The 15,955-nt window shown below is 47.8% G+C and carries 10 protein-coding genes and 2 pseudogenes; 5 read left to right on the top strand and 7 right to left on the bottom strand.

Going from position 1 to position 15,955, the window contains the following annotated elements:
* Positions 1-166 precede the first annotated feature (166 nt).
* Complete coding sequence (locus tag AC5I6P_RS17330; protein WP_495695027.1) at positions 167-589, bottom strand: photosystem I reaction center subunit II PsaD; 423 nt, start codon at positions 587-589, stop codon at positions 167-169.
* A gap of 99 nt (positions 590-688) precedes the next feature.
* Positions 689-2,680, bottom strand: coding sequence for a DICT sensory domain-containing protein (locus AC5I6P_RS17325; RefSeq protein ID WP_495695026.1), 1,992 nt, complete (start codon positions 2,678-2,680; stop codon positions 689-691).
* A 129-nt stretch (positions 2,681-2,809) separates the two neighbouring features.
* On the opposite strand from AC5I6P_RS17325, the gene AC5I6P_RS17320 reads away from it, so the two are divergent.
* Together AC5I6P_RS17320 and AC5I6P_RS17315 are read left to right on the top strand one after the other, a co-directional pair.
* On the top strand, positions 2,810-2,974 hold the full coding sequence (locus AC5I6P_RS17320; protein ID WP_495695025.1) for a hypothetical protein: 165 nt from the start codon (positions 2,810-2,812) through the stop codon (positions 2,972-2,974).
* 273 nt (positions 2,975-3,247) lie between these two features.
* Positions 3,248-4,192 carry a manganese catalase family protein gene (locus tag AC5I6P_RS17315; protein ID WP_495695024.1) on the top strand — a complete coding sequence of 315 codons (945 nt, stop codon included), beginning with the start codon at positions 3,248-3,250 and terminating at the stop codon, positions 4,190-4,192.
* A 281-nt stretch (positions 4,193-4,473) separates the two neighbouring features.
* On the opposite strand, the gene AC5I6P_RS17310 is transcribed toward AC5I6P_RS17315, so the two are convergent.
* The 3 genes from AC5I6P_RS17310 to AC5I6P_RS17300 form a co-directional block, all read right to left on the bottom strand.
* Positions 4,474-5,208, bottom strand: a complete 735-nt coding sequence (locus tag AC5I6P_RS17310; protein WP_495695023.1) for a cyanoexosortase A system-associated protein — start codon at positions 5,206-5,208, stop codon at positions 4,474-4,476.
* 80 nt (positions 5,209-5,288) lie between these two features.
* Positions 5,289-9,077 carry a cobaltochelatase subunit CobN gene (cobN, locus tag AC5I6P_RS17305; protein ID WP_495695022.1) on the bottom strand — a complete coding sequence of 1,263 codons (3,789 nt, stop codon included), beginning with the start codon at positions 9,075-9,077 and terminating at the stop codon, positions 5,289-5,291.
* A 90-nt stretch (positions 9,078-9,167) separates the two neighbouring features.
* The gene (locus tag AC5I6P_RS17300) at positions 9,168-11,588 is read right to left on the bottom strand and encodes a sucrose synthase (protein ID WP_495695021.1); all 2,421 of its coding nucleotides are present in this window, start codon (positions 11,586-11,588) and stop codon (positions 9,168-9,170) included.
* 314 nt (positions 11,589-11,902) lie between these two features.
* Between AC5I6P_RS17300 and minC the strand changes: the two genes are divergently transcribed.
* From minC to AC5I6P_RS17285, 3 genes and pseudogenes are all read left to right on the top strand, one after another.
* Positions 11,903-12,829 (top strand): septum site-determining protein MinC, encoded by a 927-nt coding sequence (gene minC / locus AC5I6P_RS17295; protein ID WP_495695020.1) that lies wholly within the window; start codon positions 11,903-11,905, stop codon positions 12,827-12,829.
* 48 nt (positions 12,830-12,877) lie between these two features.
* A pseudogene (locus AC5I6P_RS17290) lies at positions 12,878-13,024 on the top strand (IS1 family transposase); the annotation flags it as partial.
* Between the two features lie 687 nt (positions 13,025-13,711).
* Positions 13,712-14,536, top strand: a pseudogene (locus tag AC5I6P_RS17285) (SDR family NAD(P)-dependent oxidoreductase).
* Positions 14,537-14,969: 433 nt separating this feature from the next.
* On the opposite strand, the gene AC5I6P_RS17280 reads toward AC5I6P_RS17285, so the two are convergent.
* Both AC5I6P_RS17280 and AC5I6P_RS17275 read right to left on the bottom strand, forming a co-directional pair.
* Complete coding sequence (locus AC5I6P_RS17280; RefSeq protein WP_495695019.1) at positions 14,970-15,221, bottom strand: hypothetical protein; 252 nt, start codon at positions 15,219-15,221, stop codon at positions 14,970-14,972.
* Between the two features lie 266 nt (positions 15,222-15,487).
* Positions 15,488-15,697, bottom strand: a complete 210-nt coding sequence (locus tag AC5I6P_RS17275) for a high light inducible protein (RefSeq protein ID WP_495695018.1) — start codon at positions 15,695-15,697, stop codon at positions 15,488-15,490.
* Positions 15,698-15,955 lie beyond the last annotated feature (258 nt).

Here is a 15,955-nt window from a genome sequence, read left to right as displayed (position 1 = left end):
ACCCTAGAACTCAAACGCCCTATTTATCTCTCTTCCTTCACCCCTCGCGAAAGCCGGGCATTGCTCTCTTTCATCCCTGATCTCATCCCTAAAAATTAGGAGCCAAACTCTAGAGCAGAAACTCTGAGATGGCTCCTAATAGCGATGTTAATTAGAAAACGTGCGATTAAGGATCGTAGGTTTTCTTGCTGCTGAACTTCAGTCTAACGGGTTCTCCATTAGCACCGATGTTGCGGGGTACGCTGTTGACCGCAACGCGACCAGGATTTACCTTTTCGGGGAATACACCATCTGAAGGGTGCAAATACTGCAATTCGCCGTTGGGGAATTCACGATAGATCTTGTAATCGGTGATTTTGAACTTCGTGCGAAGTTGTCCACCGAGGGTAAGACAGTGTTCCTTGCGAGCTAAATACAGCAAGTTGTCACCTTGACGCATTTTTGCAGCGCCACTGATCGGCATCTCAAAAACCTGTTCTTTGGGACTAGACCAGGTGATGGCATATCTTTCTTCTACTAGGGCTTTGGTGAGCAGTCCGCCTGTGCTGCCACCAAACAATGGAGCTTGTCCTTTAAGAGTTTCTGACATAAGGTCTCGCTCTAAACGTTTTTAGGCATCCTATCACCGAGGGTTTACTTCAATGTCGAAACTGTAATAGTTGTTAATAGGAGAGGAATGCCAAGTCCTCTAGTGATTGCGTCTTCGGCGAGTGGACATTGACTGCTGTTCTTCGAGCGACACCGTGGGAATGGTGAAGTGAAACTGGCTCCCGCGATCTTTACCCCCCGATTCTGCCCAAATTCGTCCGCCCCAATTGGTAATAATTTGACGGCAAATCGCCAGTCCAAGTCCAGTTCCTCCGGTTGTGCGACGCAGTGCGCCTTCTTCTTGATAAAAGCGATCGAAGACGGTTTCGAGCCGGTTGGCTTCAATTCCTCGTCCTGTATCGGAGACGGTGACTTCTAGCATCTTGCTGCCGATGCGCTTTGCTTGGATCGTAATCCTGCCGTCGGGATCGGTAAATTTACAGGCGTTGTCTAACAGCTTGGTCAACACTTCTACAAGCCATTCTCCATCGACCTTCACCAAGGGTAGCTCGGTCGAAAGTTGGGTCACAATTTGTGGAATCGGATCGGCAAATCGGCGGGCTTGAACGCTGCTCAGGGCGAGATCAACACATTCCCAAAGGGGCAAAGGCTCCATTCTCCATTCGACGCGTCCGCTCTCTAAGCGTGAGAGCGTCAGGAAGTCTTGAATGAGCTTTCGCATTCGCTCCCCGTCCGTCAGAGCGGAATTTAACAGCACTTGCCGCAGGTCAGGCGACATGTCAGGCTCACTGGCAAGACTTTCTAAACAAACCTGAATGGTCGATAAGGGGGTGCGGAGTTCGTGTCCGGTGATCGCGATCAAATTGCTGCGCGTGCGATCGAGGGCTTCTAGCTGTTGGTTGAGGTCTTCTAGATTCTCAAACGCTTCGGCTTGGATTAAAGCGACGCCGATTTGACTTGCGATCGCTTCGATCATTTCTAGTTCATGCTCATTTAGGTCGTGGGGTGTTGGGTTGCAGAAATGCAGCTCTACCATGCCCAGAAGTTGATTTTGATGCAGTACCGGAACCATCAACCACGAGCGAATATGCCACGTTTGCGCTAGGGCTTGAATCGTGAATTCTCCGTCTTTAATCACCGAGAGTCGGTCATCGGCTTGAGTGTCTTGAATATAGACGGGTTCTTGCTCCTGCACCACTTGCTCAAACAGCGGATTGCCTTGCAGCGTCCAAGTTCGACCTGCCAACGATGGCACAGGCTCATCGCAGATGGAACCGAGATATTCATGATCAAGCGTGGCGCTAGTGTCGATCGCTTTACAGCGATAAATCAAACACCGACCTACGCCTAATACCTGTCCGAGTTCCGTCGCTGCCACTTTGAGGATCTCGTTGGGGTTGAGCGATTGCCGCACGGCGGCTGTAATCAGGTTGACCAATCGCTCTTTTCGTTCTTGCTCCGCGATCGAGCGGTAGGCTTTTGTCAGTTTGTACTGTCCTGCCTGAAGATACGTCACCAATCGCTGCGCAAAGGGAGCCGGGTCAACATGAATGCCGCCTGAGTGCGCTTCGGTTTCAATTTGCTCAAGAACGCCATCTGTTTTAGATTTTAATTCCGGGCGGTACTGGGCAATTCGGTGCAGCAACAATTCGGCTGCTTTGCAAACCATTGCGCGATCGAACGTCCAAATTCCTTCAAAGCGCCGAGCCTGATCCACATGTAATTCAGGGGTGTCAGTCCGCAGTTCTGGCAATTCTCGCTCTTTGCAAATCAAACACGAGGCGTACTGCTGTCCTAAAACAACCAGATGCCACTCCTTGCTGAGGGCATCTTTTGGATCAAAAGCGATCGTTTCATAGTGATTCGATTGGTTTGTAAAATCGGTTTCTGGAGCGGCTAGAACGTAGACTTGATCCGTTCGTTCAGAAATGCGTAAGTAGCGATGTGCCTCTTGCCGATAAAACCGTTCCCGCTGAAAGCTCGCAATGACCAGTGGATGATCGTCTCCCGCCAAAACTTGGTCTTCCATGGCATGAGAGAGAGCCGTCATGGAAGATTTGAAATACATTTGGGGATGCACCTGAGGAAGGGCTTTGAGCAGGGCATCCAGGACGGAATCGGAGATGATCATTGATTGTGTTACGAGCCAATCATATCGATCTTGGCGGATAAGGAGGGGGTGATGATAGTCTAGCGGGTTGAGCTTCACAAGGTGGAAATACTGTAAAACTCTGTAACGCAATTTGTTGAGAGGCGCAAAATGCTCGACGCGATAGAAAGCCGACGCTATCAGCAGGCATCGCCTCTAACCTGGATGCCGCATATTAAGGATTTGCAAATTTATTGCTGCCGCCATGACATCCATCTGGAAATCTTAATTCCCAAGTTGGACTGGTCACTGCCGTTGATTAGAGCCCAGTTTTGAAAGCTTGCGCTGTTGCAGCGTCATTGCTGCTTAATCTTGTCCTGAAGCGTTGTTCAACGTATCGCTAACAACAGATTGAAGATGATGCTCTACATCCAATTAGGTGCGCTTTTGTCTTACTGAAGAGTGACGCACAAAAAACGTATAGCTAGTTACCTAGGAAGAAGGAATGAAACAAACGTTAAGCTTTAGCACGCCAAGCGCTGCTAGAGGCGTACTTTATTCTCGTTCGGTAGCATACCAAACGTAGAAATTTAAGTCAAGGAGATTTTAATGTTTTATCACACAAAACGGTTACAATACTTTACTCCACCAACGCAGCCCGATCCGGTTTATGCCAAGAGGCTGCAAGAGCTGATCGGCGGTAGCTTCGGGGAAATGACCGTGATGATGCAGTACCTATTCCAGGGCTGGAACTGTCGCGGACCTGCTAAATACCGAGATATGTTGCTGGACATCGGGACTGAGGAAATTGGTCACGTGGAGATGCTCTCCACAATGATCGCCCATCTACTGGACAAAGCACCGATCAAAATGCAAGAAGAGGGTGCAAAAGATCCTGTAGTCGGTGCCGTTATGGGAGGCACAAACCCCCGAGACGTGATTATGGCGGCGATGAACCCCCAGCACGAAATTGTTTCTGGTGGCGGTGCAATGCCTGCTGATAGCGTTGGCTTCCCCTGGAATGGTCGCTTTATTGTCGCAAGCGGCAACTTGATGGCGGACTTTCGTTCTAACCTCCATGCCGAGTCTCAGGGCCTCTTACAGACTATACGGTTGTATGAAATGACCGATGACCCAGGCGTGAAAGACCATCTCAGTTTCATGATTGCCCGCGACACGATGCACCAAAACCAGTGGTTGGCCGCGATCGAAGATCTGCAAAGTGAAGGATTTGGGGATGCCGTTGTTCCTAGCATCGCTTACGAATACGGGAAAAACGAGCACGCTTATCAGTTCTGGAACCACTCCGAGGGGCAAGAAAGCGCCGAAGGTCGTTGGGCAAAAGGACCTTCCATGGATGGCAAAGGTGAGTTCCAATATGTGGCAGATCCGCAGCCTATAGGCCCACAACCCGAACCGCCGCAGCCTGATCCACGCTTGCAGTCTACGCCCATGACTCCTCAGGCTATCCAGAAAACGGCGACCAGCAAACCGAATATCATTGATCGCGTGGTTGACGCGGTCGATCGCATTACTCCTGGCGGTCAAGAGTAATAGACAGGGTTAAGGCATAAGGAGTCAGGAGTTAGAGCAGCCTATGCTTGCTGAGTCTAGTGGGCAATACCTCTTTCCCACGCTCTTTGATTCCCACCCGAGTTCTTTGCTCACCGAAGATCGATACAACGACGCACTGTAAAAAGTTGAGGATAGGAGGATTAAGTCTAATCCTCCTATCCTTGTAAAAACTTTATTAATCGTGTCTTTGCGACACGGCATCGAAGCCAATTAATTAGGTCTACAACACTGCCTATTGGTTAGCAGATTTAGTAATGCTACTAATCAGGATTTGGAAAATGATTCTGCCATTTCTGCACCCATTCTGCCAAAGCCGCTTCTAGCTCAGGCGGCGCAGCGTTCTGAGAGACTGCGATCGCTTCCCCCAAAGACGCACTAGACCCTTGTTTCGCACCTTGAGCCGTCGTTGAAATATTAATCCACAGGCAGCGGGTATCGCGTAGAGGAGCTTGTCCTAGCACCCACGGAAGTAGACGCTTTATCACCACTGATGGATAGATTTCACGGCGGCGAAACTCGTTGCCGTGAACTAAAGTTTCACCGTGGGATGCAATACAAGTGCTGAGGTGCGGAATCCCTTGCTGATAAAACAAAACATAAGTGCCGACCCCTGCGCGATCGCGAATCACAAATTCGGGTTGATTGAGCGTGAGGGTAGAATCTTGAAGGATCGAAGGCACGTCTACATATCCCCTCATCAGATACCGTGTCTCAACTGAAATTGGCATGTCCTGACGCAAATATTGGTAGTGACGACCCGCGATCGTGAATTCATCCAATCGGGACACCAAAGCGGGGCTGAGGGTTTGCTGCGCAGCGATTGGATTACTCTGAAGCAGCCGCCAACCTGGAATTGAGACGTTTGCTGGAAAGGCGTAGGTTGACGTTTGGGTTGATAGGGTATCGGTTGGTATAAAGGTTTTTGCGATCGCAAGAACGCTTGCACCAAGTACGATCGTTAACATCCCGTTCTGAAGCCGTTCCCCGTGTTTCATGTCGTGCGTTGAGACAACTGATGGTAGTTGGATTTACCTTATTCAGTTAATCGAGCGATCCTGAGGTTCTCCGGACAGAATTACTGAGGATTGATAGCGCTTTCAATTTCGCCTTCGGCTTGTAGCGCGATCTCTCTAAGGTGATCTAACGTTTGTTGATCCGCGTGTTGCCATAAGCCTCGCTGGTTAGCTTCTAGCAATCGCTCTGACATATCTCGCAGTGCCCATGGGTTTTTCTGCTGCACAAAGGCCTGCACAGCCGAATCGAAGATGTACGCTTCAGCGACACCTTGATACATATAATCTTCAACGCATCGCGTTGTGGCATCGTAAGCAAATAGATAATCTACTGTTGCTGCCATTTCAAATGCGCCTTTGTAACCGTGGCGCATGACTCCCGCAATCCATTTGGGGTTGACTACGCGAGAGCGATAAACGCGATCGATCTCGTCTTTGAGCGATCGCACTTTTGGGTTTTCTGGCAAAGCATGATCGCCAAAATACGTTGCAGGATTTTTACCTTGAAGCGATCGCACGGCAACCGTCAACCCGCCTTGAAATTGATAATAGTCGTCGGAATCTAATAGATCATGCTCTCTGTTGTCCTGATTGTGTAGAACAATTTGCATATCTCGCAACCGATTTTCAAATGCTTCTGAAGCAGAATGAGCAACACCGGAGCCAACATAGGCGTAACTACTCCAGTTAATGTATGCACGAGCGAGATCGTGATCGTCTGTCCAGTTTTGCGCCTCGATCAGTCCTTGCAGTCCAGCACCATAGGCACCAGGCTTTGAGCCAAACATCCTGAAGCGCGATCGCTCCTTCGCTTGGTCTTGAGTGAGTCCCAGTTCCTGCCAATTTTGGGTTTCTTGTTGAACGGTTGCAGCAAGTGGATTCTGTTCAGCAGGTTCGTCTAAGTTAGAAACTGCAATTACGGCTTGATCGAACAAACTAATCAGGTTAGGAAAAGCGTCTCGAAAAAATCCAGAAATTCTCAGCGTAACATCGACTCTAGGACGACCCAAAAGTGATAGAGGCAAGATCTCGAAGTCAATGACGCGACGAGATGCGCCATCCCAAACAGGTTGAACGCCTAATAATGCCAGGGCTTCGGCAAGGTCATCGCCGCCCGTTCGCATCGTCGATGTGCCCCACATGGAAAGCCCAAGAGTTTTGGGATAGTCACCGTGTTCTTGGGTGTACCGCTCGATTAGGGCTTCTGCGGCTTTGCGTCCAACATCCCAAGCACTCTCAGTAGGAATAGCTCGAATGTCCACCGAGTAGAAGTTACGTCCGGTTGGAAGAACGTCCGGGCGTCCGCGTGTAGGTGCGCCAGAGGGGGCAGCAGGGATGTAGCCGCCGTCTAAGCCGTGGAGGAGATTGGTGAGTTCTTGGCAAGTATTTCGGAGGGCCGGAAGGAGTGCGGTTTGAATCCAGTGGAGTTCAGGGTGAAGATGCTGGAAGTGAGGCGGTACGGATTGGAGTTGGGGATCGGCTAACAATTTTTCAACGACGTTGGCCGCTTGATCTTCCAACGCTGCGATCGCGTCTCCAACCGTTCTCCACTCGCGATCCACTAGCACCTCTGCTGGATCAGCCGTTAGCGGATCGAAGTCTAGGTTCCAATCTTTTGCTAAAGCGCGGGTGAGTCCGAGACGTCCGGGTTGGGGGTGACGGGCGATCGCAATGATTAAATCCCGCAGTTGTCGCCCTTCTGGGCATTTGCCAAAAATATGTAACCCATCGCGGATCTGAGCTTCTTTGAGTTCACAAAGATAGCGATCTAAATTTGTAATTAGATCATCGATGGATTCGATCGCAAATTCTTGGACTAAATTTTCTTGCTGCACCAAAGCAATAATGCGATCGCGAATCACGGGCAATCGCGTTGGATCTAAACTTTGCGCTTCGTAGTATTCGTCAATTAACGCTTCTAGCTTTTGTAAGCCGCCGTACAGTTCCGCACGTGTCATGGGTGGCGTGAGGTGATCAATAATCACGGCTTGAGCGCGACGTTTGGCTTGAGCGCCTTCACCCGGATCATTGACGATAAACGGATAGAGATGAGGAATGGCTGCAATCGCAACTTCGGGATAGCAATTCTCGGAAAGCGCAATGCTTTTACCCGGCAACCATTCTAGGTTTCCGTGTTTGCCCACATGCACAATGGCGTTAGCGTGAAAGTGCGATCGCACCCAGTAATAAAACGCCAAATATGAATGTGTGGGTTCTAAATCTGGAGCGTGATAATTTAACGATGGATCAAGATCATAGCCACGTGCAGGTTGAATGCCGACAAACACATTCCCTAACTGAATTCCTGCGATTGGAAATTCTTGATCCGTTAAATCATTCCAGCGACTTGAAATGCCTTTTTGAATCAAATCAGGCAGCGTTGCAAAATATTCTTGATACTCTTCTACCGATAGCCGTTGTTGTATTTCTCTTAACTCTCTTGATTCGACATCGTTTGTGATTCCCTGTGTTAATCGTTTAATTAACTCATTAGATGTCTCTGGTATATTCTCAACGCTATAGCCAGCTTGTTCTAACGATTTTAAAATCTCTATGCAGCTTTCAGGAGTATCCAATCCAACACCATTTGCAAGGCGACCGTCGCGAGTGGGATAGTTCGCTAGAATTAGCGCGATTTTTCGGTCAGAAACAGGAGTTTGGCGGAGCTGAGCCCAATTAGCAGCCAGATCAGCGACAAATTGGATACGATCGCGCATAGGCTTGTAGGTAACAACATCCGTTTGCAGTTCGGGGTGGCGAGCTTGCACCGTCTTAAACGAAACCGCTCGACTAATAATTCGTCCATCCACTTCGGGAAGCGCTACGTTCATCGCGGTATCGCGTGGTGAAAGCCCCTGAAAGTTCGATTGCCATTGTTCAAGCGTACCGCTACTTAGGATGACTTGAAGGACTGGAACATCAAGCGTTTTCCAAAAATTGGATGGGGATGATGGAGAAGAAATTGAGAAACTGGTGGTATTAAGCAGGACATGAATATTAGATTGAAAGTAAGTTAGCAGTTCGGCTTGAACGTCGGGATCGCGCAATGATGAAACAAACACTGGAACTGGAGCTAAACCACAATTTACTAATGCCTGACACAATGCATCGATCACATCTGTGTTTCCAGAAAGATAATGCGCTCGATAAAATAAAATTCCAGCTTCAGGACAATTTGTTAATACGGTTTTAGCCTCTTGCCACTGATATAGTCCAACCTTTGGTACAACGCTAGGAGAAACGACTTCGTAATTTTGAGTTAAACAAGTATTGGCAAGAAATTTAAGCGCATTCTGACTATTTTGAATGCCGCCCTCTGTAAAATACTGCCAAACCTGATTAGTCGCTGACAATGGGAGCGTAGAATGGCTCATTAAATCTGGATCAGGTCGATCGTCCCCTGGTAACACGATCAGCGACGCCCCACTGCGATCGCACGTTTCTTTAACGACTTCTAACCCGTATGACCAATACGATCGTCCGCCCAACAATCGCAGCACAATTACTTCTGCATGTTCTAGAACGTCTTCAGCGTAGGTATCGATCGTGAGCTGTTGTTGTAGATTTAACAGGTTCGCGACGCGCACCGCCGGAAAGCCCTGTGGCAAGTCAGAAACCGCTTTGGCTAGGGTTTGAATTTCGGTATCGGCAGCAGTCAGAATAACGATCGGAGCGGGCGTTTGTTCGATAAATACAACACCTTCTGTGTCAGGATTCCAACCGCCGGGAATTGCCGCTAAACGATGCATAAAATAATTTAATTTGTAGATTGGGGAACGCGGGTTATCGGTAGGAATGACGGTGCAAATGTAATCAGTCGCATGGTGATATCCCTCGTAGAGGCGCGACATGTCGCGCCTCTACCCGACGGTATGCCAACAACCCAAAATTCCAGGACAAAATGGCAAACACCATCACTGATCAAACATGATCGATTCAAATCATCGATTCATGTGTTCCTGCAATAACCGCTGTGCCCTGGGCTTGTACAACAGATGAAACAATGATTCGATATAGCGCAACATGTCCTCCCGATTCTCTTGCGAGGAATAATTCCAGAAGCCGTAGATTTTAGCCAGCGACAGCAAGCGACTCGTATGAATCTTCCAAGTGTATGTACTGTAGACACGATCGATGCTCTTCTGAGAAATTTGATCCCAATAAGTTGGATTGCGATCGCACTGCTCAAGAAATTCTACAACGACCGATGCAACCTCTTCGTGATCGGTTGGATTAATGTAAAACCCATTAACTTTGTTCTGAATAATCTCTAACGGACCGCCAAAGCGCGTAGCAAAGGTTGGCAATCCGGTGATCATCGATTCGAGAATCGTTAATCCGAACGCTTCAAACAATGCTGGCTGCACAAAAATGCCCTTGCGATCGGCAATGACTCGGTAAACCTCCCCCGTATCGCTCTTCGATAGCCGCACTCCAAGCCAACGAATCTTTCCATGCAGATTGTATTGATCAATCAAATGGTATAGCTTCTCAATTTCGCTAATTTCTTCGTGATCGGTTGAATCTTCGGTGCGGAGTTTACCTGCGATGAGGATCAAATTGCAGCGCTCTTGCAGTTCGCTGCTCTTGCCATAGGCTTCGACCAGTCCAGTCAAATTTTTAATTCGATCCAGCCGCGCCATTGAAAATAACGGGCGCTTGTTCGGATCGTCTAACTTGCCAAAAATCTGCCCTGAATCATCATCGTTAAACAGAAGATTTTCTAAGCGATCGCGCTCAGCGTGCAACCGCTCTTCGTCTCGCGTGAAGGGGAAAAATACGACTTCGTTGACTCCCGGCGGCACAACGTTAAACTTAGGACTAAACAACTCAACGCCGCTCACAACGTGATACAGCTCTGGCATCGTAAACGACTTGTAGGACTCATACTGACCCACGCTTTCAGAGGTTCCGACAATTTCTTGATAGGTGCTGCTAATCACAAAATTAGCCGCATTCATGGCAATGAGATCAACGGTAAATTGCAGTGAGAAATGATACTGATCTTCTAAATCTTGCCAATAGAGATTACTAAACAAATATTTCGATTTTTCTAACGCATGGGCAACAATGCAATGCGTCACTTTCAAACGGCGAGCTAATAAGAATGCGACTAAGTTGCCGTCGGAATAGTTACCCACAATCAAATCTGGCGCTCCTCGAAACTCTGCTCTGAGTTCTCGCTCTGCATCCACGGCAAAGGTTTCGAGATAGGGCCAAATTTCAAAACGAGAAATCCAATCTTGCGTCAGTTTTGGATTAAATTCGCGGAACGGAACACGCAAGATCCAAGCATCATGAGTGCCATGAATTTTTTCTAAACGCTGATTACACGTAGTTCCATCACTGTTAGGAATCAATCGCGTCAGCACCATTACTTTGGGAGAAACGTTCAAAACCCCCAGCCCAGCTAAGTGCAAATCTTCCTGAAGCTGCTTCTCTAGACTTTTAACTTGATCCAATACATACACAACTTGGCCGCCCGTGTCCGGTCTGCCTAACACGCCTTCTTGCCCAAACCAGCCGTGAACCGAAACTAACACCACTCGAAAGATCATTGGAATGCGCGAAATAAACGCTTCCAACGCTTGGTGATCGGGCGAATCGATTAAACCATCTAAAATCTCTAGCGTCTGCCGCACTCGCTGCGCCGTATTGCCCCATCCCGGCTCAAATCCAAGGTTCTGTAAATCAAAGCGAAAGGTTTCGTATGCCTGATCGGGGCTGAAATGGCTGACCATCTCTAGTGCCTGTTTCACCCGATCCGATAGCTGCTGCTGGGTCTGAATCCGTTCATTAATCAGCAGTTGAGAGCCGTCGTAGCAATGCAGCCGCAAAAAATTAAACAGTAAGTCTTGCCCCTGCCGCGGATCATTAAATAATTTGCTCGACAAAAATCGATTCAGATAGTCTACGCCCTTACCAATATTTTTTGGATCGCGAAGTGAGGGCGAATAGTCGTAGAACGGCTGAAAATCAATTTCAAAGATGTCACCCTCTTGCGGGTTGTAGTGATTGACAAAGCGATCGCGCAAATCCAGCAATTCTTGGATAGTCAGTTGCTCAACCGATAGATCGTCAAGCAGCCGATACACCTCTTGTTGAGCAATTCGCGGTCGGATAATCAGATACAAACTCTCATCATCCAGAATGATTTCTTGAGTGAAATAAATTAATTTTCCTAATTGCGAAGATGTATAAAATTCCTGAGACTTTTCGCTACGTTGGCAATAGTCTCCAAAGGCTTGCAGAATTTCATTTCTTAAAAAATAACGCTTGTCTGTTGCCCGTAAAAGGCAAGCAAACTCTCGATAATCTATTCTTTCGTTGCTGCTCAGAACGGCTTGAATTAGCTCCGACATTGTGACTCCTTTTTCAGTGATCCAACTAGAGTGTAAAGGACATATGTAACCAAAGATGTCAGTATTGCCTTTAAAGTTCAAAGGCTGAAATGGTTCAATTAGACTCAAGCCTTTATCTGCTTTGAGCTTGCGACTCTATCTCCTAATGTAGACATTTCAAATATCTTTAGGTTGAAAGAGAACCATGTACCGTTTTAGCTAGATTCCTTGTGATTTTCAAATATCTCAGCGGCAACCTATCCTCCTGAGCTCTACCCTTGCAATACGCTCCGCGAATCAATATGATTTAGTCCGTTAAAGCCCCGAGTTCCGGCATGACTTCTGACACCTCTGTTTCTACTCCGTCTGATCCCTCACCTCCGACTGAGACATCTTCTAGCCCTTCAAAGCCCCCTGTTGAGGGTTCTCCATCTGAGGCTTCTCCATCTGAGACTTCTTCAACGTCGTCTAGTCCAGTAGAACCTGTAACGGAGGAATTGCCGAAGCTCCTCGATATTCCTCAGAGTATGCAAGTCCGTCTGAAAAATGAGGACGGAAAGCTATTGCTGATTTTGCCCCCCGATGCAGAACAGACCAAATCGCCCGTTGGCTTCTCTTGGAACGAGATTTGGCAACAGTTTAAGCAACAGTTGCTTGGTCGTGAGCGATTTTGGCAACCTAACACGGCAGTGCATTTAGTAGTGGGCGATCGCTTGCTCGACACTCGCCAACTTCAAGCGATCGCAGACGAACTCGCCGAACTGCAACTTCAACTGCGGTGGGTCTACACTAGCCGCCGCCAAACTGCTGTGGTTGCTGCCACGGCTGGGTATTCTGTCGAGCAGCAAACCGCTGTTGCGCCAGGAGCAAAACCGGTGGGTGGCTCCTCTGGGCTAGAAGAGCCGCTTTACGTGCAGATGACCCTGCGATCGGGCACCGAAATTCGTCATAACGGAACTGTGGTCGTGTTGGGTGATCTCAATCCTGGCAGTTCTGTGATCGCGGGAGGAGACATTTTAGTTTGGGGGCGATTGCGCGGTGTAGCGCACGCAGGGTGTAAAGGCAATAGTCGCTGCCTGATCATGGCACTGCAACTCGAACCGACTCAAATTCGGATCGCTGATTTTGTTGCTCGCGCTCCCGAGAATCCGCCCGCACAATACTATCCAGAAGTTGCCTATGTCTCTCCAAAAGGGACGATTCGGATCGCGAGAGCCGCTGATTTTCAGCGTCAGAGTGCCAACAGCAAGGATGAGAGATAGAAAGCGGGGTAAGAGAAGAAGCGGTTTTTCCGGCATGACCATGAGCAGACTCAGACGATTGAGCGTAACATCTCACGCTCTGTACTCGGATCAAACGCTTAGCTCGTAAAACAATCTGTTCTTCCAAATCGGAATGGCTGCATGACGTTGTCATTGGCGGTTGATAATCGTCATGAATTTGGACGAGCGGTTTGATATTAATCCTCGCGTCTAGAACATCACCTTCTACCGATTCGGTTCTAGCTTCGGCAGAGGTTTTTATCTAACTAAATCGACTCGAAACTAAACTGACGGGTGCAAAGTGCCAAGACATGAACCCCACCTACCCCTAAAGCAAGCCATTTGAGCCGTGCTGTTTAGAATTTCGCTACGACAAGAGGATAGCTTTGGACGTATTCCATCTCCTATCACTTCATTCAAATCGCTTCTCAGATTTGAAGCTTCCTTATCTTTCAGCAAGTTGAAGTAATCTCCATAGAACTATACGAGAATCTAGTGACCGTGTAGCGAAGGTAAGCTTAACCTGAGTTTCTGGGATGGATCAGTTTCTGAGTGTTTTGTATCGGAATATCACAATTCTCGCTTTTTATTAATAAGTGTTGCGACTACTTGATCCCTTTGTTAGGGTATGCAGGTCAAGCGATTGCAGATTGATTCTTGTATTTAGGAGTTGTGTCTCATGCTTTACTTCACTCTCGACTCTAACCCCATCCCCTGAATTCTGGAATTGGCTGTGGGAGGGGAACGTAGCGAAATGTAGATCGCTCTAGCAGCAGGCGCTCACTTAAAGCCCCACTCAAAAATTTCCCTCAGTTCTTTGCATCCTCTATCAGTTCACAAAGGCAGAGAACACCTAAAACCTCAATACTTGGAGGCTTTAACATGAATATTCAAGGAAAGACCGTTCTAATCACGGGCGCTTCTCGTGGCATTGGACGAGCGATCGCACTGGAATTTGCTCGACAAGGAGCGCAACGACTGATCTTAGTTGCACGGACGCATGAACGATTGATCGAGGTGGCAACTGAAATCGAAAGCCTGGGAGTTGAAGCTGTTCCTTTAGCTTTAGATCTAGCTCACTCTGTAGAAGTCAATATTGCCGTCGCTTAAGCTTGGCGCGATTACGGACCCATTCATCTTCTCATTAACTGTGCGGGTGTCGCCCACCAAGCGCCCTTTTTGCAATCCCAACTGCCGAAGGTGCAAGAAGAGATTGCCCTCAACCTCATGGGGATGTACACCATTACTCGGCTGATTGCTCGACGGATGGCAGTCCAACGACAAGGAACGATCGTGAATGTGTCGAGACTCATGGGGAAAATTGCTGCCCCGACAATGGCAACATATTCCGCGACCAAGTTTGCGATTTTGGGATTCACTCAAGCGTTGCGGGGCGAACTTGCAGCACATAATATCCGAGTCGTTGCCCTACTACCCTCTCTGACTGATACAGATATGGTTCAGAACTTTCAGTGGTTTCGGTGGGTCATGCCGACCACCCCTCAAAAAGTAGCTCAAACCCTGATTGCGGGACTCAACAACAAGTCGCCCGAAATCTTGGTGGGGTGGCAAAGTCATCTTGTGGTGTGGGGCAACCGCCTGATGCCTTGGCTGATCGAGAATATTTCACGATTAGCGGCTCCCCTTTCCGAGAATCGTCAGGCACTTGATGCCAGACTGAGAGAAGCTAGAGCAGATTCTCGTTGAAGCATTCTAATCAAGAGTTTCAAAGTTTCGCACTTGAAATCCTGTTAACAAGTAAACACTGTTAACAAGCCGAATTTCATTCACGAGAGCCTCCCAAACTATGGCAAACTATGGGAGGTATTTTGATGCTCACTCTCCCCCGCTCCTAGAACAAGTCCTTCAATGGTCAAATCCTCCTGCCGCCTCACTTGCTCCTAGGAAAGACCAGACCTATTGTGACTCTTCCCAGCTTTTGTTGATCTAGAACTTTCAAGCAGCGTGAAACTCAGCATTTACGTTGGATAAATCAAAGATCGTGTCCGTCTCAGCAATGAGTTTTCCGTTTTTGAGGATGTTGTAGAAACCAAATCACCAAAAAAGCTGGGAAGAGCCTATTTAATTAGTCACTGTAAAGCTTTGGAAGCGCTTTTAGTCCGAAAGCTACGGGAACGCATTAGGGATTAAACAACCCGTAGTAAATGGCGGCAACCCCTAAGATGGGAAGCAGCACGACCAGTATTGCAATAAGGGGAGACAGGGAATTGGACTGATTTTTGTTTTTGGCAGTAGGATTAATCATTTTCTCAGGTTGGCTAGTTGAATGTTGGGTGTATGGTTTGTGCGGTTTTGTGACCTTCATGTATGACGGCTCTTGAGGGTAAGTCACTTTTTCCTCAGGCTTTCCTTGTGCTTCTTGATAACTCATGTCTATCGACCGTAATTAAACCGAAAAGCAAGGCTGGAATCTGTTCGTATCAGCAACGATAAAGTGATTGGTGAACGGGTTAATAGATGCCTCAACTCACCAGTAGAATCGTCAACTTAACAACTAGTCCCAGCACAATTATCAATCTGTTGCTTCAGCATTGCCCAGTCATTGGATGAGTTGGAAGCTAGTATCTGGACTTGACGATCATTCTGCACTTCAACAATGTCCTTGTTTAAGGACCTTGCTATAGATTACTGAAGAGCTTAACCAACGAGGTGTAGCAGATCACGCACGACACTGTACCCTCCCAAATCCCAGATCAGATAGGCAAGGAAACCGATCATGGCGAGCCGACCATTCCATAGCTCAGCTTGAGGGTTCCAACCAAACAGAAAAGCGTTGCGATCGACACCGTTGTATGCACTTGCGACAGGAGGTAAGTCAGTGCTGGGACGAGTTTTTTGAGATTGCATGGTTTGAATTCCTTAACGAATTGTTATGCTTCTAATCGTAATGAAACCGGTGGCTGCCAAAGTCTATCTGTAGTTCCAAGTGGTAGTCCTGCTAAAGCATGAAACTAGATAGCATTAAAAAGTGACGTAAAGTACAGAGCATCCTAAACTTCAAACCATTGAATGTAAGGATGACTGCAAAGATAAGATTGCGATTCATCTGCTAACTCAAGTTGCGAGTTACGAGAGGTGGCATCGTAGGGTGAATCAAATTGCAGG

It is taken from the genome of Myxacorys sp., assembly GCF_059501405.1.
This window is presented reverse-complemented; position numbering and strand designations above follow the sequence as displayed.

Bases quoted from the DNA above. Each gene is read 5' to 3' on its own strand.
- AC5I6P_RS17300 (WP_495695021.1), bottom strand. From the start codon at position 11,588: ATGTCGGAGCTAATTCAAGCCGTTCTGAGCAGCAACGAAAGAATAGAT.
- AC5I6P_RS17280 (WP_495695019.1), bottom strand. From the start codon at position 15,221: ATGAGTTATCAAGAAGCACAAGGAAAGCCTGAGGAAAAAGTGACTTAC.
- AC5I6P_RS17320 (WP_495695025.1), top strand. From the start codon at position 2,810: ATGCTCGACGCGATAGAAAGCCGACGCTATCAGCAGGCATCGCCTCTA.
- AC5I6P_RS17310 (WP_495695023.1), bottom strand. From the start codon at position 5,208: ATGAAACACGGGGAACGGCTTCAGAACGGGATGTTAACGATCGTACTT.
- AC5I6P_RS17325 (WP_495695026.1), bottom strand. From the start codon at position 2,680: ATGATCATCTCCGATTCCGTCCTGGATGCCCTGCTCAAAGCCCTTCCT.
- AC5I6P_RS17330 (WP_495695027.1), bottom strand. From the start codon at position 589: ATGTCAGAAACTCTTAAAGGACAAGCTCCATTGTTTGGTGGCAGCACA.
- AC5I6P_RS17315 (WP_495695024.1), top strand. From the start codon at position 3,248: ATGTTTTATCACACAAAACGGTTACAATACTTTACTCCACCAACGCAG.
- AC5I6P_RS17275 (WP_495695018.1), bottom strand. From the start codon at position 15,697: ATGCAATCTCAAAAAACTCGTCCCAGCACTGACTTACCTCCTGTCGCA.
- cobN (WP_495695022.1), bottom strand. From the start codon at position 9,077: ATGTCGCGCCTCTACGAGGGATATCACCATGCGACTGATTACATTTGC.
- minC (WP_495695020.1), top strand. From the start codon at position 11,903: ATGACTTCTGACACCTCTGTTTCTACTCCGTCTGATCCCTCACCTCCG.